The sequence below is a fragment of the Nitrococcus mobilis Nb-231 genome, assembly GCF_000153205.1.
Taxonomy (GTDB): domain Bacteria; phylum Pseudomonadota; class Gammaproteobacteria; order Nitrococcales; family Nitrococcaceae; genus Nitrococcus; species Nitrococcus mobilis.
In genome coordinates this window covers 442,875-460,205 of sequence record NZ_CH672427.1, presented here as the reverse complement: position 1 = coordinate 460,205, position 17,331 = coordinate 442,875, and the positions used below count along the sequence as shown (strand labels likewise).

The window sequence follows — 17,331 nt, the reverse complement described above, 5'->3', positions numbered from 1 at the left end:
AAATGGAACGATGATGAACAAACAAGCCTGGCTACCGGCAATCACAGCTCTGGCAATTCTCGCTCTAAGCGGCTGCTCGCCACTAAAAGAGTATCGCACCGTCTACCCGGCTGTATGCGTCAGTGCCACACAGCGGCCGTCGCCCGAGTGTGCCGCTCACGCGCTGCAGCAGCTGCCTACCGCCAAGGGCAATCACTACCTGCTCGGTTTTATTGAATTCGACGACCAGGGCCAGCTGTGGGACCGCAAACAAATGGCTGACGTAGTCGACAAGCTGGCGGGCGAGGCAGGTAAAAAGGACCTGTTGATGGTGGTATTCGTGCATGGCTGGAAACACAGCGCCGCACCCTCCGATACGAACGTCCAGACGTTCCGCAAGGTACTAAGAGAGCTTACCGATGCCGAAGTGCAAATCGCCAAGCTCATGGACACCCCGGCGCGCGAAGTCGTTGGCGTCTACCTCGGGTGGCGAGGCGGTTCTGTGACCGTACCATTGCTCAAAGAACTGACATTCTGGGATCGCAAGAACACCGCGCAAAAGGTTGGCCGTGGAGGCGTCACCGAGGTGTTGAGCCGTCTCGAATTGATCAAACGGGACAAGAAGAGCATCAGCGAAGCCGGCCACAACCGCACTCGACTGGTTATCGTTGGTCACAGCTTCGGCGGCGCCGTGGTCCACACCGCCCTCGGTCAAATTCTGGAGAACCGCTTTGTACAAACCACCGGGCCGGCCGGCACGCAGAGCGACATCGGCGGTTTTGGCGATCTCGTAGTGCTGATCAACCCGGCGCTCGAGGCCAGACAATTCTCGGCGCTGAGTGACATATCCACAGAGCGTGGCACCTACTTCCCCTCGCAGCTGCCGGTGATGCTGGAGATGACCTCGGAGGCCGACTATGCGACGCGCTACGCTTTCCCAGCCGGGCGCTGGCTGTCCACGCTGTTCGAGAAAACGCGTGAGCAGCAACGCTTCAACGCGGTCACAGGCAAGCAAGAATCCATCGGCGAGTCCGACACCAATATCACGGCTGTAGGCCACTTCAAGCCCTATCGTACGCATCGGCTGTATCCGCTAGACAGCAAGAAAGCCGCGCAGTCGAAGGAGTTGAGTACCATGGACAGCGTTCGGCTGTTTATGCAAACAAGCACCGATTGGGCGCACGACAAGAAGGGCAGCAAAATTGCATTTGGCAACTTGATGCTCGAACGCACGACCACCTCCGCCGGACGCAACCCCTACTTGTTCGCATACGTCGACAAACGGCTGATCACCGACCACAACGACATCGACGATCCGCGTATCATCGAATTCATCAAGCAGCTGATCCTAATCTCCACACAGAGTCCCGAGCAGGCCGATACGATCCGCCAATTGCAAAAACCAGCTGCAACACACTGACCCCAAGTGCAACACGTTATGAGGCCGCCCCGCTACCGGCGCCGTTTCATGCCGATGAGGATCGAATACAGGTGCAACACAGAATTTCATTAAGCGATTCGTTCGCTAGACAAAATATTTATCTGGATAAACCCAGATCTCGTGGCACGCTGTCAAGGATGCAGCAAAATTCGGAGACTATTTCTCGGAACCGGGCTCGGTAAGCGGCGTGACTGGATATATGCTTACGGACAGGTCTTCTAAAGCAGCAGACAGTCGCCGGCCGGTTACTATAAATCGCCAAGCCGTCATTTTGCCGTCCCATCGAAGGGAGTCCCACTATGATAATGATTAGTGAAAAAATCGAACGTCTCGTGGTGTTATTGGATGAAGACAAATCCGCCTATGAGGCCGCACTGCTCATGTCGGATAAACACATCGGTTCGGTGGTGGTGACACGCGCATCCCGTGTCATCGGTCTTTTCACCGAGCGCGATCTAATGCGTCAGGTGGTTGCAAAACGCCGTGACCCAGGAGAGGTCAAAATCAAAGAGGTGATGCGCACGGATATCGTGCGTGTGGCACCGCGGGATGAGGTTAAGCATTGCATTAAGCTCATGAAGCAGAACCAGTGCCGACACCTGCTAGTCTTCGAGAGCACGGCCTTCATCGGCATCATTTCACTGCGTGACCTGTTGCTGTTATTGCTTGAGGAGAAGGAGGAGCTCATCCATCAGCTGACCAAGTACGTTACGAGCTGACGGCGCTATTCGGAGCACATCACACAGGGCGTACGAGGTGGGATATCCTGAGCGTAGCCCAAGAAATCAGGATGAGCGGCAAACATATTGATACCTTTTCTCTTGTATCCGCTCGTGCTGAGCCGTGAGCTTGCCGAACGGTCACAGCACGGGCGGATAGCGTCTCTAAGTTGGCTCAACTCGCCGCCGCAGTTCTACGCTTTCAGTCATCCTCTATCGGAATCGCCTTGCCGAGCTGCGCCACGGCAGTGATGGCGTTATCCGGATGACCTTCGATCAGACGATCCGAGTAGATGAGGTAAATGAGCGCGTTGCGTTTGACGTCGACCATTCGGACCACCCGCACGTGCTTGAAAAACACCGACGCGCCCTGCTTGAATACTTCTTCGCTCAGCGGGAGCGACTTGCCGAAGCGAACCGCCCCCACTTGACGGCAGGCAACGGAAAAGCGTGCCGGATCTTCGGCAAGGCCTACGGCGCCTTTCAAGCCACCAGTTTTGGCGCGGGAAAGGTAGCACGTGATGCCGCTCACATCCGGGTCATTGAAGGCCTCGACCACAATCTTATGATCCGGCCCGAGGAATTTGAAGGCCGTGTCGACGTGGCCGATTTCCTCGGCATAAAGCCAGGCCGGCAGAAAACACAGACAGAAGACACACAATCGTTTCACGGTAACAAGCCCGACCTGCTAAAAAGTTAGATGGGAATAGAGTCTATCCGAACGTGGACCGTTTATCCCTATCCGATTTGCACTGCTGCGTAATGGCGACGGCCGAGACGGAAGGAACGGCGCGTCGGTGCCAAACCCGCACTTTTAGGGACGGCGCTCGATTTCGCGCTCGCGCTGACGTCCGACGACCGCGGCCATGTCATCCAACATCTCGGCCAGCAGCCCGATCAAGTCATCCACGGCAATAATTCCTACCAACTCACCATCCGCATCGACCACCGGGACGCGGCGAACCCGACGCCCGCGCATCATTTCCAGGACATCGAATAGGCTGTCCTCCTCGCGCACGAGAAACGGAGAGTCGACAACGATATCCCGCACCGCAAGCTCCTCGGGCGCGAGACCCGGCGCCATGACCTCGACGACGAGATCGCGGTCGGTGACGATGCCGACGGGCACGCGTTTGCCCTTACGCTCTTCGACAAGCACCACATCACCGACGTGGTGCTTACGCATGAGCTGCGCGGCAACCTTGATCGACTCCTCGCCAGTGATAACAATCACTTCCCGATTACAGTGCTCACCCACCGTCATGAATTCACCTTTTAGCTACCGCGGCCAAAACAGCCAGCCCCGGTTGTACAATAAGTCTGTCAGAATCATCTTGCAGGGCTGTGTGTAGGGCGCGCCTGATGTGGCCTGTTCAAGAGCGCGCGCAGGAGATCAACCCTTGATGCATACCACGGGCTCCAGCTTGGCCACCTTACGCGCCAACCCGGCTCGATCGGCGGCATCCACCACGGCGCTGACGTCCTTATAGGCGAGCGGCGCCTCCTCGGCCAAGGCACGCATGGACGGGCTGCGCACCAAAATACCCCGAGTCGCCAACTCGTCGAGGACTTCTCGTCCCCGCCAATGGCGCACGGCCTGGTGGCGGCTCATCGCCCGGCCCGCCCCATGGCAGGCCGAGCTGAAGCTCAGCGCGGCACTCTCCATGGTACCCACCAAAACGTACGATGCGGTCCCCATCGTACCGCCGATCAGCACCGGCTGCCCAACGGGGTGGAATGCCGCGGGCAGATCGGGGTGTCCCGGTCCCAAGGCACGCGTAGCCCCCTTGCGATGCACATAAAGCGGCATCCGTTTACCATCCACTACGTGCACTTCCTCCTTACACGTATTATGCGATACGTCATAAAGCAGAGTAAGGTTCGCTTTCGGTAGCACATCAGCGAACACTTGGCGGGTGAGGTACGTAATGATCTGGCGGTTGGCAAGCGCACAGTTGATTCCCGCCCGCATGGCGCCTAAGTAGGATTGGCCAAGCGGTGATTCGATCGGAGCACAGGCGAGTTCCCGATCGGGCAGCTTGATACCGTATTCGGCGCTGGCGGCTAGCATCTTTTTGAGAAAATCGGTACCGATCTGATGGCCAAGCGCGCGCGAACCACAGTGAATGCTCACAACGATGTCTCCCGGGCTGAGGCCAAAGACCGAACCGGTCTCGTAATCGAATACCTTGGCGACGTGCTGCACCTCCAAGTAGTGGTTGCCGGAGCCAAGGGTGCCCATCTGCTCGCACTGCCGGTCTTTGGCCTGTGCCGAGACCTCCTCCGCTCGGGCACCCCGCATACATCCGCGCTCCTCGATCCGCTCTAGATCCACGCGCGTGCCGTAACCGCACGAAACGGCCCATTCGGCGCCGCCAGACAACATGGCGTCCAACTCCTTACGGCGTAGGCGCATGGGGCCCGTGCGACCCACCCCGCACGGAATCCGCTCGAAAAGCGTATCGACTAGGCGCTTCTGGTTGGCCTCGAGATCCTCCTTATGCAATCCCGTGTGCAGACAACGAACGCCACAGGAGATATCGAAGCCGACCCCACCCGCCGAGACCACGCCGTCACGGGCCGGATCGAATGCTGCCACGCCGCCGATCGGAAAGCCGTAACCCCAGTGTGCGTCAGGCATGGCATAACAGGCTTTTACAATACCTGGCAGCTTCGCCACGTTGGTAACCTGCGTATACACTTTCTCGTCCATAGCATGCATCAGTGCCTCGTCGGCATAGACGATCGCCGGCACGTGCATGGCCTCACGGGGAGCAACCTCCCAAGCGAATTCGCCACGCTTGGTGAATCGCGAAAGGTCCATGATCCCAGCCCTCTTTCAATACCCGGTAATGAACGTGCCTTGCGTTACGCGCAAACCACGGCTATTTCGCGCCCTCGGTTGCCTTCATTTACGCTGGCTCACCCACCCGCTAACGTTTAGATAAACTTAAACTGACCGGACACGGCACAGGAAACAGAGACGCCATGACGAAAATTATCGGTATCGCAGGAAGCCTGCGCCAGGGCTCCTATAACGCCGCATTGCTACGAACCGCCGCAGAGTTGCTCCCGCCCGGCACCACGCTCGAGATTGCCTCCATCAAGGCCATTCCACTCTACAACGGTGACCTGGAAGCCGGCGGCATACCGCAGCCGGTCTCCCAGCTCAAAGCGCGTCTTGCCGCAGCGGATGGTTTGCTGCTTGCCTCGCCGGAGTACAACAACTCCATCCCCGGTGTGCTCAAAAATGTCATCGACTGGTTGTCGCGGCCGCCGGCCGACATCCCCGCTGTATTCGGCAACCGCCCCGTAGCCCTCATGGGGGCCACACCGGGCGGTTTCGGCACAGTACTCGCTCAAAGCGCCTGGCTACCGGTGCTGAGAACGCTGCGTATGCGGCCCTGGTTCGGCGGGCGGTTGCTGGTCTCGCACGCCGGGGATGTGTTCGATGAGACGGGCGCGATCATGAACGCTCAGGTACGCGATCAGCTGCAACAGTTCGTTCATGGTTTCGTAGCAGCCATCAGAACGGGCTTGGCCTGACCGGGTGGAAGTCCGCAAGCACGGCTCTGTGGATAACTCACGCTCGGAGAAAATCAACAACGGAGTCCCGGCGATGCCATACACCGCTTCCAGAACAATGATAATAGCCCTCGCCGCCAGCGCCCTAGCTTTTGCCACCGGCTGTGCGGGCACGGAAGCGGACGTCACACCGTACCGCGGGCACCAGAGCGAGATCCAGGAACTGAAGACCGATTACGAGGAGTGTTGCACCAAACATTGCTGCACCAAACGCCGCACGAACCAACCGGTCGCGGAAACCACGGCGGTGCGCTTCACGCTCACCTCGGAGCAGGACGTAGCTACGGCATACGCACGCATCAAACAGGCGTTTGGGTTCCAGACCCCGGATAAACCCGCATCCGCCTCAGCCACCTCGTCCAGCTCACCCCGACAGGACGCCACTCCCCGCCATCGGACGACACCTCGCTCCGGTTACAGCATGCAGGCACGAAGCGAGATCGGTGGCCACACCAGCATGATCGAGATCGCTATCGATCGAAACGGCAGCGGCAGCCGTCTTACGATTCTCTATGACGCCGGCGGCGAGGAGCGCTTCCCACCGGGGGAAGGCTTCCGCAGGCTCGTGGCGGCCAAAATACACGCGGTGCTGCATGATCAAGCCCCCGACGCCCATGACTCGGGCAATTAGTGGTGTCATACATAACCGGCTAACATAGGGCGTATGTCAATCTATCGTCTGTACGGCGCAACCACGTTGGGATTCGTCTGCCAGTTGCTGGCCTTAGTGCTCATATCCAGCGCCGTGGCGGCGACCGAGCCACGCGAGGCTAGTGCGCTTAGCCTGGCGCAAACCCCGGCGGTGCCACTGACGGACCTGCCCCGACTGGCGCAGATCCAAGCACAACTCGACGCTCGACGCGTCGTATTCGTCGGTGAGTTTCACAAGCGGCTACAAGATCACTGCATCCAGCTCGAGGTCATACGCCACCTGGCTGCGCAGGCGCAGCCGCTCGCCATCGGCGTAGAGTGGTTCCAACAGCCGTTCCAGGAGGCCATAGACCGTTACCTCGCGGGGGCGATCGATGCGCGGGCACTGTTGCAGGCGAGCGAATATTACGACCGCTGGGGCTACGACTTTCGTCTCTACGTGCCCATACTGCGCTTCGCTCGGGCGCACGGTATTCCAGTCATCGCCCTGAATCTGCCCACGGAGCTTACCCGAGCCGCCGCTCGACAGGATCTCGACACACTGTCCCCCGCTCTGCGTAAATGGCTCCCGGACCGGCTTGATCGTACGGATACGGATTATCGACGCCGTCTCAAGCGCGTCTACCGCTCACACGGTGACCACGACGAAGTCGACTTCGAGCACTTCTACACCGTACAGCTGCTCTGGGACGAGGGGATGGCTCAACGTGCCGCCCATTACCTGGACATGCATCCGAACACCCGCATGGTGATACTGGCCGGCTCCGGCCATCTGGCTCATGGCTCCGGCATCCCTAACCGGCTACGCAGGCGCACCGGGATCGACGGTGCAATCCTGTTGCCCGGCTGGGAAGGTCCGCTGCAAGCTGGGCTAGCGGATTACCTGCTGCTGCCGGCCGCACGGCAATTGCCCAAGCCAGGGCGGCTAGGCCTTGCGCTACTGCCTAAAGCGGGGCACCTCATCGTGCACAGTTTCACCGATAACAGCTCGGCGCAAGCGGCGGGGGTGAAGACCGACGATGTGTTGCTCGCGATCAACGACCAGCCGGTGAAAACCATCAGCGACGTGCGCGTGGCACTATGGGATCATCCGCCGGGCGATGTAATGCAGCTCCGCGTGCAACGCACAGCAAGACTCGGCGAGAAACACCCGCTCACCTTTGAGATCATCCTGCACTGATGCGCGCACTCCACTAACTCTCCTCACGCTCGTAATGCAAGAGAATCACCAAGTCGGCCTCCATCTTGCTGAGCCCGCACGTCTCCATAATCTCGCGCGCGGAGATGCCCTTACGCGCCAACCGGATTGCCGTGTTAAAGGCGGTGCCGCCACTGTCGTTGCTGGCAAGCTGATCCAGGCGCTCCCGCAACCGGCCAAGCTGCTGTTCCAACTGAGCAAGTTGCCGCCCCTGGCCAATGGCGCCAGCCGTCAGCCCTTGGAAATGCTCCGCGAGTTGCGCCTGTGCCTGCTCCAAATCACGCAGACGCGCTGCGAGGCGGGAAAACCTCGACAGCGCGCGCGCGGCAACGAGTAAACTCGCTATGGCGAGCGCAATGATCACGGCCAGAGCGTACCAAGAAAGTACCTCAGGCATAATCATCCACTAGAGGATCAGAATCGTGCCGCTCGCCGGCATCATCCGTGGTCCCCTCGGCAGGCACATCGGAGCGGCGCGGGTGGTCGTGCCAACGCCGATCAGGCGAACGTTGCTGAGTACCCGGTGGTTGGATCGGGTGCAAGGGATTGATCGGTTCCAGATCCGCCATAGCCTTCACTGCCTTCAAAGTGCGGCGCTCCGATCTCATTCCTGCTGTGCGAACAACCGAACGCTATCGAGCAGGATCAGCGGCGTACCATTCCGGCTGACGACCCCGTGGAGGTAGCGTACGCATTCTCGCCTGCCGATCCCCGGCGTGCTATCGATCTGCACCGCGCGAATATCGGCAACCTCGACCACGCTATATAGCCGTTGAAGGCGGCTTGCGCCGCGGCAATGATCTGCTCACGCTTTGCCTCGGCCGTAACCATCAGCACCGGCAGCGTAGCAAGCACCGGATCCGAATGCACCTCTTCGAGCAGCTCCAGCCCCGTCATGCCGGACATGTTCCGATCCGTAATGAGCAAGTCGCCCTCCACGCGGCAGCGCCGGCAACGCCGTGCTGCCACCGTCGGCCTCTGAGATATTCTCGAAGCCGAGTTCCCGAAGCAGGTTGCGGATGATCCGGCGCATCGTGGAGAAATCGTCTATGACCAGGATCTTCATGCGCTTGTCCAACGCCACGCTTGCCTCCTGTACTGCATGGGCAGTCGCCCACCGTTCGAGCGAAACGCTTACCTCCAATCGACCAGGAGGGCACGGAGCTTGAGCGCAATTCGCCCATGGATCTGACTCACCCGAGATTCGCTGACACCGAGCACCTGCCCGATCTCCTTGAGATTGAGCTCCTCGTTATAGTAGAGCTGCATCACCAGTTGCTCACGTTCGGGCAATTCCCGGATGGCGGCGATCAAAGCGGCCTGAAAATCTTGTTGCTCGAGAATCTCCATGGCGGTCGGCTCATGGCCGGCGATTTCATGCGGCTCGCCGAGCTCGGGATCCTGGTCGTCGATACTGAAGATGCGCGCGGTAGCCGCATCCTGCAGAATCTGATGATAGTCGTTCAGATCGAGGCCGAGCTGCTGCACAACCTCCCAATCCTTGGCTTCGCGCCCTGTTCGATGTTCGATCTCGGCCACCGCGCTCGCGACCTCCCGGGCCTTACGGTGCACCGAGCGCGGCGTCCAGTCGAGACGCCGAATCTCATCGAGCATCGCCCCGCGTATACGAATGGCGGCGTAAGTCTGAAAGCTCGCCCCCTGAGTGGCATCGTATTGCCGCGCGGCCTCCAGCAACCCGATCATGCCGGCTTGAATCAGATCATCGACCAGCACACTCGCCGGCAATCGACCCGCCAAGTGATGGGCAATGCGTTTAACCAAAGGGGCATGGCGCACCACGAGGTCATCGTCGAGGCGCGCTCGTTGGACCTCCCCATAGGCGGCCAGGTGTTTCATCCGATCGCTCCTTGCCGATTCGTTCCGTATGCGACGAGCCGCTCCACGAAAAACTCCAGGCGACCTTCCGCCGTATTCGGCAACGGCCACCGCGCCACTCGTCGGGCCAAATCCAAAAAGGCTCGTCCCGATGGACTGCTCGGGTAGACACACGTCACCGGCTGCTGGCGCTGAGCGGCTTTGCGCAACGCATCGTCTTCCGGAATGGCGCCGGTGTAGTCGAGCGTGAGATCCAGAAAACGGGTAGTGACCTTGGAGAGCTTATTGAACAGCTCCTGACCTTCCCGGACGCTGCGCACGCGATTGGCAAGCAAGTGAAAGCGTTGCACGCCGTGGTCGCGATTCAGCACCTTGATCAACGCATAGGCATCGGTTATAGAGGAAGGCTCGTCACAGGCCACCACCAAGACTTCTCGCGCGGCTCGGGCGAAGCTCGTGACGGAATCAGAGATACCCGCTGCGGTATCCACGATCAGATAGTCCAACTCGTGGCTAAGCTCACTGAAGCAGTGGATGAGTCCAACGTGTTCGACTGGGGCGAGTTCGGCCATGCGTTGCGTGCCGGATGAGGCGGGAATGATGAGCACCCCGTTGGGTCCCTCGACCAACACCTCCTCCAGGGTGGCCTGACCCTCGATCACATGGGCAAGGTTGAGCCGCGGCGCAAGCCCCAGTAGCACGTCGACGTTGGCAAGCCCCAAGTCGGCGTCCAACAACATGACACCTCGGGCGGTCTGCGCCAGTACGGTCGCCAGATTCACCGAGATGTGCGTTTTGCCCACCCCCCCTTTGCCGCTGGTCACGGCGATGACCTTTACGGGCTTGGGATCGTTCATTCTTTTGAGTCCCGCCGCTTGGTCCATGTCCATTCACTGCTGCGCGGTTGCCGCCCGGGCGAAACGCAACGCAAACACCTCATCGTCGGTTTCCTCAACCTTGTATTGACGCATCAGCGTCAGCGCATTCTCAAGCAGCGGCTCGCTGCGCGCCGGCTGCAGATCCTCCGGAACCCGTTGCCCGGTACCGAGATAGGCCACCGGCAGCCGGTAGCGCAACAGCGCCGTCAGGGCGCTGCCCAGGCTGGTGGCCTCGTCCACCTTGCTGAGAATACAACCGCTCGGGTTAACCTTCCGGAACCCGCGCACGATTTCGCACAATGCTGGGAGTTGCGTATTGGCCGAAACGACGAGATAGGCGCGAATCGGCGAGTCGGCGGTCTCCAGGGCCTGCAATTGCTCACTCAGGCGCATATCGCGATGACTCATACCGGCCGTGTCGATCAGCACCAGCTGCTTATCTCTCAGATCCGCCAACACCGCCGCGAGCTCCTCGCGGTCATGCGCAGTATGCACCGGTATGCCGAGGATGCGGGCGAAACTGCGCAGCTGCTCCTGGCCACCGATCCGAAAATTATCCGTGGTCACCAAGGCGACGTGTCGGCGGCCATGGCGCAGGGCGAACCGCGCGGCGAGCTTGGCTACGGTCGTGGTCTTGCCCACCCCTGTGGGCCCAACGATGGCGATCACCCCGCCACGCTCGACGATGTCGTCGTCGGCGACCGGCAGATGCTGGCGCAGCAGCGCCAAAGCCTGCAGCCAGGCCTGTTCCGGATCCGTGTTCTCGGCTACGTGATCGGCGAGCTTGCGCGCCACATCAGCGCCCAATCCCAATGCGGTGAGGCGCTGCAACAAGGTGATTCGCAGCGGATGGCGTTGCCCCAACCGTTGCCATTCCTGCAGTGTCAACTGGTTTTCAAAGAGACCACGCAGAGTGCGCAGCTCCGCGCACATCTCCCGCATGGCGGGCTCCTGCGTCCACTCGATGCGCGGCGACGGCTCACCGGTGGATACCTTGACCGGTTCGGGATCCTCCGGTTCAACGGCTGAGAAATCGAGATCGACCGCCTCCCCGACGGTGACGTCTAGCCGCCGCGTCGGCACCTCGGTGTCCGTTTTTTGACGCATCGTGCGGCCGAGCACCGCCTGGAAATCCGTATCGGACGGCGCCGTCGGTTCATCTTCGAGCGCCGCGCGCACGGCGCGCTCATCGTAGTCAACCGCCGAAATCACCTCCACCCCGCCATCCACGTTGCGGCTCGACAGAATCACCGCATCCGGGCCGTGCGCCGTGCGAACTTCACGGATCGCTTGGCGCATGTCAGGGGCGAATATACGTTTGATCTTCATCATCCCACTCCCGGTATTTCAGCCACGCATTTACGAGTTAGCCGGTCGTTTCAACCGACTTGAGCGGCCACTTGCTGCTGGCCGATGGAGCTGACGATCCGCACCTGCTTGTCATCGGGTATCTCGTTGTAGGAGAGCACGTTCAAACCCGCGACACTGTGGCGGCTCAACCGATACAACCAGCCGCGCAGCGGTGGCGAGGTCAGCAGTACCGCTGGCTGTCCCGCCATTTCCTGGCGACGCACGCTGTCGATCAAGGAGCGTTGCAACCGCTCCGCCAGCCCCGGCTCGAAACCCGCCGCACCATCGCCGGCTCCCTGAATTGTGTCTAGCAATAGTTGTTCCAGGTTCGGATCCAATGTAATCACAGGCAGTTCCGCAGCCATGCCCGTGATGTTCTGAACGATCATCCTCCCAAGGGCTTGCCGCACCACTTGTGTGAGCTGCGCCGGATCTTGTGTGCGGGTGCCCTGCTCCGCCAAAGTCTCGACGATGGAGCGCATATCGCGGATCGGAATGCGCTCCTCCAGCAGGTTCTGCAACACTTTGACCACCACCGACAGCGACAGCGTATTCGGCACCAGTTCCTCCACCAGTTTCGGTTGCGCTTGACCCAGCCGTTCCAGAAGCTTCTGGCACTCGTCATGACCGAGCAACTGATGGGCATGGCTTTGCACGATTTGGCTGAGATGCGTGGCCACCACGGTGCTCGCGTCCACGACGGTATAACCTAGGGTTTGCGCATGATCGCGCTGGCCGGGATCGATCCATACCGCCTCCAGACCGAACGCCGGATCCCGAGTGGCCATTCCCTGCAATCGGCCCTGCACTGTGCCTGGATTGATGGCCAACTCGCGCCCGGAGTGGACCTCCGCCTCGGCCACGGCCACCCCTAGCACGCTGACGCGGTAGGCGCTCGGTGCCAGATCCAGGTTGTCGCGGATATGCACCGGCTGGATAAGAAAACCCAGATCCTGTGAGAGCTTCTTGCGCACCCCCTTGATCCGGGTGAGCAGTTGCCCGCCTTGATTGCGATCCACCAATGGGATCAGTCCATAGCCGACTTCCAGTCCGATGACGTCGACCGGTGGCACATCCTCCCAGGTAAGCTCCTTGTGTTCCGGTGCGACCACCTCCGAGGGTGGCTCGTCGCGGCGTGCGCTAGCGTGGTGCTGCTCGCGCTCGCGGCGACGGTGCTGCCACCAGGCCGCTGCGAAACACAGTGCCGCGAGCAACAGAAAGGTCAAGTTGGGCATGCCCGGCACCAGGCCGAGCAAACCGATGATGGCGGCACTGACCAGCAATGCCCGGGGGTTGTCGAACAGCTGTGTCATCACCGCACCGCCCATATCCTGGGCGGAGGACATGCGGGTGACCAAAATGGCGGTTGCGGTGGAGAGCACCAATGATGGAATCTGCGCGGCCAGACCATCGCCGATGGCAAGCAACGTGTAGTTGTGCACAGCGCTCGCCAGACTCATATCATGCTGCGCCACACCCACGGTCAGCCCACCGATGATGTTGATGAACAAGATCAGGAGGCCGGCGATCGCATCGCCGCGGACGAACTTGCTGGCACCGTCCATCGAGCCGTAAAAATCCGCCTCTTGCACGACCTCCTGACGCCGACTGCGGGCCTGATCCTGATCGATCAAACCGGCATTGAGATCGGCATCGATGGCCATTTGCTTGCCCGGCAAAGCATCCAGGGTAAAACGCGCACTCACCTCGGAGACCCGGCCCGCGCCCTTGGTGACCACCACGAAGTTGATGATGACCAGAATCGCAAAAACCACCAGACCCACCGCGTAATCGCCGCCAATGACGAACTCGCCGAAAGACTCGATGACGTGACCGGCCGCGGCCGTGCCGGTATGACCGTTGAGCAGCACGACGCGGGTGGAGGCGATATTGAGCGCGAGCCGCAGCAGCGTGGCGATCAACAAAAGTGTCGGAAACACGGCGAAATCCAGCGGCCGCAGCGCATAAACGGCGACCAGCAACATCACCAGGCTGAGCACGATATTGAATGTGAACAGCAAATCCAGCGCCAATGGCGGCAGCGGGATCACCATCATCGCCAGCAACGCGACCACCAGCAAAGGTGTTCCTAAACCCTGCACGCCGATTTGACGCCACCCCCGCGCAAATACTGCTGCCATGCTCATCATCGCCTCTGTCTACGCGGCCGAACGTACTTCAGGAATTCCTCGGGGACGGTCGGCTCAGGTCGTCTCGGCCGAGCCGGCCCCGCGCGGCTATGGTTGCGGAGCTGGTAGATGTAGGCCAGCACCTGCGCCACGGCGAGGTAGAGCCCCGCTGGAACCTCCTGATCCAACTCGGTGGTGTAATGCAAGGCTCGCGCCAATGGCGGCGCCTCGAACAGCGGAACACCATTGTCTTCGGCAATGCGGCGGATGCGCTGCGCGATGAGGTCCGTACCCTTGGCCATGAGCCGCGGCGCCCGCATGTGCAGCGGGTCATAGCGTAAGGCGACCGCAAAATGCGTCGGGTTGGTGACCACGACATCGGCCTTGGGCACCTGTTCCATCATGCGCCCTTGGGCCGCCTGCTGCTGGAGTTGGCGGATGCGGCTTTTCACCTCGGGCTTGCCTTCGGTTTGCTTAAGCTCGTCCTTAAGCTCTTGCTTGGTCATCCGCAGCTTGCGGGTGTGATCCCAGAGCTGAAACGGGACGTCGACTAGCGCGATGAGAATCAGCGCTGTGGCGAGCATGAGAAAGGTAGTGTTAAAGATCCGGGCGGCGTGCTGTAGTGCTGGGAATAATGCTTCGGCGGCCAAGGCCTGGAAGTCATCGAGTGACTGCCAGAGCGCGTACGTGCCCACCGCACCCACCAGCATCACCTTGGCCAGGCTCTTGCCGAGTTCGACCAAGCCGTGCACGCCAAATAAGCGCTTGAGCCCCTTGACCGGGTCGAGTTTGCTGAGCTTGGGCGCCAATGCTTTGGCGCTGAATGTCCAGCCTCCCAAGGCTACCGGCGCCACCAAGGCGACCAGCAACAACACCAGCGCCAACGGACCCACCGCCCAGAGACCTTGAGCAATCATTTCGCGTAACAGCCGAATGGGCGCCTGCGGATCGAAAATCGCATCGCGTCCCACGTGTAGCCCTTGCCGCAAGGCGTCAGCCAGGCTATCGGTCATGTAATTGCCGAAGATCAACAGACCGCCCGCCGCGCTCAGCATCGCCAACAGCGTGGTAAGCTCACGGGAACGCGGGACTTGCCCCTGCTCTTTCGCCTCGTGCCGACGCTTGGCGGTCGGCGCTTCGGTCTTCTCCTCGCCGTTGGAGTGCTCCTCGGCCACTGCACACCCTCACGCTTGAATCTCGATTCAAGCAATGCAAAAATCGCGCCGATAATGGTTTTGTGCGAAACACCCGCTACGGGAAAATAAACCGACACGCTGGCCGCTTAGCCGTTGAGAATCCGGCGCAAGCCGTCGAACGCCGACCGCCAGAGATCCGTCATATGTTCAGGCAAAGCCGGCAACAAGATAATGAGCACGACCACGAAGCCCGCCAACAGGGTAAGAGGCAGACCGACCGAGAAGATGTTCATCTGCGGCGCGGTACGGGTCATTACGCCGATAATCAGATTCACGATCAGCAATACGGCGACGGCGGGCAACGCCAGCAATACACCGCCGGCGAACATCTCCCCCGCCCAACCCACCAACGCATAGACATCCTGGCCGCCGAGCCCGCTCGCCGCGATGGGCAACGTGCGAAAGCTCTCCGCTAACAGTTGAATCAGCATGAGGTGAGCGCCCACGGCCAAAAACAGCAGCATGGCAAGGATGAGCAAGAATTGACTGATCACCGAACTCGACACGCCCGTCTGTGGACTGATCATGGTGGCAAAGCCAAGCCCCATGGTGATCGATAGGGTTTCTCCAGCGATCGCCACGGCTTGGAACGCCATGGCCAGAAGCAAACCGATGGCGGCGCCGATCAGCACCTGCTGCCCGGCGACCAGCACCCCTTCCGGAGACAAGGGATCGAGCTGCGGCACATTACCTACGGCCGGCAGTACCGCCACGGTGAGTCCCACACCAAGCAACACCCGCAGTCGAACGGGAATAAGGATGTTGGAGAACAGCGGGGCGGTCAGTAAAACGGCACTGACCCGAATGAACGGCCAGAGAAACTGCCCGAGCCAGGCGGTGAGCTCGACCGACCGGATCGTCATGACTGTGCCCAATCAACCTGCGGATTAACCGATAAAACCCGGAATGCCCCGGAACAGTTTCTGGGTGAAATCCAGCAGCACCTGCAGCATCCAGGGCGCGGCGACAAACAAAGTCAGCACCAGCACGGCGAGCTTGGGCACGAAGCTCATCGTCTGTTCGTTGATCTGAGTGGCGGCCTGAAACATGCCGATGATCAACCCGGCGGCAAGCGCCGAGAGCAGAATCGGCGCGGCGATCAGGACCGCCACGGTCAGCGCCTGCTTGCCGAGCTCGATGGCGAGATCCGGTGACATGGGTGACTTGCCTCCTGCAAAGAGCCGGTTCAACCGGGATAAAAGCTGCCGGCCAGCGTTCCCATGATTAGTGACCAACCGTCGATCAACACGAACAGCATGATCTTGAATGGCAGTGAGATGAGCATAGGCGAGAGCATGAGCATGCCCATCGACATAAGCGTACTGGCTACCACCAAATCGATGACCAGAAACGGCAGGAAGACGATAAAGCCAATCTGAAACGCCGTCTCGAGCTCACTGGTCATAAAAGCCGGAACCAGGGTCGAGAAAGGCACTTCCTGTGGACTTGCTACCGGCCCTGCATCCGCGATGTTGAGGAACAAGCCGATATCCTTCTCCCGAGTCTGCGCCAACATGAACGCGCGCAGCGGCCCGGCAGCGGCCCGAACCGCCTGCTCCGCATCCATCCCCTCGTTGAGATAGGGCTGCAGCGCCACCTCATTGATCTGAGTCAACACCGGCGACATCACGAACACCGTCAGAAACAGCGCCAAACCGATGAGAACCTGGTTGGACGGCGTGCTGGTCGTGCCGATGGCCTGGCGCAGGATGGCAAGCACGATGATGATTCGCGTGAAGGCGGTCATCATGAGCAACGCCGCCGGCAACAAGGTCAGCGCCGTCATTACGGCGAGAATTTGCAGACTCACGCTCCAGGTCTCGCCATCGCCGGCCGACTGTACCGTGACCGCCTCGATGCCGGTGCCCTGCGCGAGCGCCACCCCCGGCACCCACAGAAGAACCACCATTAACAGAGCTCGCATCAGCGCTTCCCATGCTCCTCCAGCACCGCGCGCAGCCGTTGTGCAAACGAAACACTCCGGCCATCGGCACCCGGCGCCGCCACCGCTGGGACCTCGATGGGCTCATCGAGTACATGCAAAGTTTGTACCCGACCAGGGGCTACCCCGACTAGGAGCTGGGCTTTGCCCACTTGCACCAACACGATTCGTTCCCGGCTGCCAACCGCCAGACCACCCAAAATACGAAGCTGCCCAGCGGCACCGTGATTGAACCGAACCACCCGTCGCAACAGCCAAGCAAGTCCGATGATTGCAGCTAGAACCACGCCGAGGGCAAAGGTCAAACGTAGCAGCGCGTCCATGTCAACGCCGGAGCCATCGACTCGGGCCGCCGCCTGAGCGGCGGCTGCCGGGAAATTGACGAGTACCGCGCCGGCAATCCGTCCGATGCCCCACGAGCCCATGG

20 protein-coding genes and 1 pseudogene are annotated in these 17,331 nt (G+C 60.5%); 5 read left to right on the top strand and 16 right to left on the bottom strand.

What is annotated here, in order from left to right:
* Positions 1–10: 10 nt before the first annotated feature.
* Positions 11–1,399, top strand: coding sequence for an alpha/beta hydrolase (locus NB231_RS02120; protein WP_004999348.1), 1,389 nt, complete (start codon positions 11–13; stop codon positions 1,397–1,399).
* Between the two features lie 326 nt (positions 1,400–1,725).
* A complete protein-coding gene (locus tag NB231_RS02115) occupies positions 1,726–2,139 on the top strand; it encodes a CBS domain-containing protein (RefSeq protein WP_004999347.1) in 414 nt (137 codons plus the stop codon).
* Between the two features lie 202 nt (positions 2,140–2,341).
* Here NB231_RS02115 and NB231_RS02110 read toward each other — a convergent pair whose 3' ends face one another.
* The 3 genes from NB231_RS02110 to NB231_RS02100 all read right to left on the bottom strand — a co-directional run bounded on the left by NB231_RS02110 (position 2,342) and on the right by NB231_RS02100 (position 4,963).
* A complete protein-coding gene (locus NB231_RS02110; RefSeq protein ID WP_004999345.1) occupies positions 2,342–2,809 on the bottom strand; it encodes a CreA family protein in 468 nt (155 codons plus the stop codon).
* A 144-nt stretch (positions 2,810–2,953) separates the two neighbouring features.
* Positions 2,954–3,403 (bottom strand): CBS domain-containing protein, encoded by a 450-nt coding sequence (locus NB231_RS02105; protein ID WP_004999343.1) that lies wholly within the window; start codon positions 3,401–3,403, stop codon positions 2,954–2,956.
* Between the two features lie 129 nt (positions 3,404–3,532).
* A complete protein-coding gene (locus tag NB231_RS02100) occupies positions 3,533–4,963 on the bottom strand; it encodes an RtcB family protein (RefSeq protein WP_004999341.1) in 1,431 nt (476 codons plus the stop codon).
* 164 nt (positions 4,964–5,127) lie between these two features.
* On the opposite strand from NB231_RS02100, the gene NB231_RS02095 reads away from it, so the two are divergent.
* From NB231_RS02095 to NB231_RS02085, 3 genes are all read left to right on the top strand, one after another.
* The gene (locus NB231_RS02095) at positions 5,128–5,685 is read left to right on the top strand and encodes an NADPH-dependent FMN reductase (protein WP_004999339.1); all 558 of its coding nucleotides are present in this window, start codon (positions 5,128–5,130) and stop codon (positions 5,683–5,685) included.
* 97 nt (positions 5,686–5,782) lie between these two features.
* Positions 5,783–6,355, top strand: a complete 573-nt coding sequence (locus NB231_RS02090; protein ID WP_004999337.1) for a hypothetical protein — start codon at positions 5,783–5,785, stop codon at positions 6,353–6,355.
* 33 nt (positions 6,356–6,388) lie between these two features.
* Positions 6,389–7,555, top strand: a complete 1,167-nt coding sequence (locus NB231_RS02085) for a ChaN family lipoprotein (RefSeq protein ID WP_004999335.1) — start codon at positions 6,389–6,391, stop codon at positions 7,553–7,555.
* A 13-nt stretch (positions 7,556–7,568) separates the two neighbouring features.
* Here the strand turns inward: NB231_RS02085 and NB231_RS02080 are convergent, their stop codons facing one another.
* The 13 genes and pseudogenes from NB231_RS02080 to fliO all read right to left on the bottom strand — a co-directional run bounded on the left by NB231_RS02080 (position 7,569) and on the right by fliO (position 17,329).
* Complete coding sequence (locus tag NB231_RS02080; RefSeq protein WP_004999334.1) at positions 7,569–7,970, bottom strand: DUF2802 domain-containing protein; 402 nt, start codon at positions 7,968–7,970, stop codon at positions 7,569–7,571.
* Positions 7,963–8,160, bottom strand: a complete 198-nt coding sequence (locus tag NB231_RS02075) for a hypothetical protein (RefSeq protein ID WP_156776862.1) — start codon at positions 8,158–8,160, stop codon at positions 7,963–7,965. The genes NB231_RS02080 and NB231_RS02075 overlap by 8 nt, the downstream gene beginning before the upstream one ends.
* A 17-nt stretch (positions 8,161–8,177) precedes the next feature.
* On the bottom strand, positions 8,178–8,333 hold the full coding sequence (locus NB231_RS19320; RefSeq protein WP_004999332.1) for a CheW domain-containing protein: 156 nt from the start codon (positions 8,331–8,333) through the stop codon (positions 8,178–8,180).
* A 2-nt stretch (positions 8,334–8,335) separates the two neighbouring features.
* A pseudogene (locus NB231_RS02070) lies at positions 8,336–8,651 on the bottom strand (response regulator); the annotation flags it as partial.
* 56 nt (positions 8,652–8,707) lie between these two features.
* The gene (locus NB231_RS02065; protein WP_004999329.1) at positions 8,708–9,430 is read right to left on the bottom strand and encodes an RNA polymerase sigma factor FliA; all 723 of its coding nucleotides are present in this window, start codon (positions 9,428–9,430) and stop codon (positions 8,708–8,710) included.
* Positions 9,427–10,299, bottom strand: a complete 873-nt coding sequence (locus tag NB231_RS02060) for a MinD/ParA family protein (protein ID WP_004999328.1) — start codon at positions 10,297–10,299, stop codon at positions 9,427–9,429. Before NB231_RS02060 ends, NB231_RS02065 begins: the two co-directional genes overlap by 4 nt.
* The gene (gene flhF, locus NB231_RS02055) at positions 10,300–11,619 is read right to left on the bottom strand and encodes a flagellar biosynthesis protein FlhF (RefSeq protein WP_004999327.1); all 1,320 of its coding nucleotides are present in this window, start codon (positions 11,617–11,619) and stop codon (positions 10,300–10,302) included.
* 47 nt (positions 11,620–11,666) lie between these two features.
* Positions 11,667–13,787 carry a flagellar biosynthesis protein FlhA gene (gene flhA, locus NB231_RS02050; RefSeq protein ID WP_004999326.1) on the bottom strand — a complete coding sequence of 707 codons (2,121 nt, stop codon included), beginning with the start codon at positions 13,785–13,787 and terminating at the stop codon, positions 11,667–11,669.
* On the bottom strand, positions 13,784–14,941 hold the full coding sequence (gene flhB / locus NB231_RS02045; protein WP_004999325.1) for a flagellar biosynthesis protein FlhB: 1,158 nt from the start codon (positions 14,939–14,941) through the stop codon (positions 13,784–13,786). The genes flhA and flhB overlap by 4 nt, the downstream gene beginning before the upstream one ends.
* Before the next feature lie 107 nt (positions 14,942–15,048).
* Positions 15,049–15,825, bottom strand: coding sequence for a flagellar biosynthetic protein FliR (fliR, locus tag NB231_RS02040; RefSeq protein WP_004999323.1), 777 nt, complete (start codon positions 15,823–15,825; stop codon positions 15,049–15,051).
* Positions 15,826–15,849: 24 nt separating this feature from the next.
* Positions 15,850–16,119, bottom strand: coding sequence for a flagellar biosynthesis protein FliQ (fliQ, locus tag NB231_RS02035; protein ID WP_004999322.1), 270 nt, complete (start codon positions 16,117–16,119; stop codon positions 15,850–15,852).
* Positions 16,120–16,148: 29 nt separating this feature from the next.
* Positions 16,149–16,886, bottom strand: coding sequence for a flagellar type III secretion system pore protein FliP (gene fliP, locus NB231_RS02030; protein ID WP_004999321.1), 738 nt, complete (start codon positions 16,884–16,886; stop codon positions 16,149–16,151).
* Positions 16,886–17,329 carry a flagellar biosynthetic protein FliO gene (gene fliO / locus NB231_RS02025; RefSeq protein ID WP_004999320.1) on the bottom strand — a complete coding sequence of 148 codons (444 nt, stop codon included), beginning with the start codon at positions 17,327–17,329 and terminating at the stop codon, positions 16,886–16,888. Before fliO ends, fliP begins: the two co-directional genes overlap by 1 nt.
* Positions 17,330–17,331 lie beyond the last annotated feature (2 nt).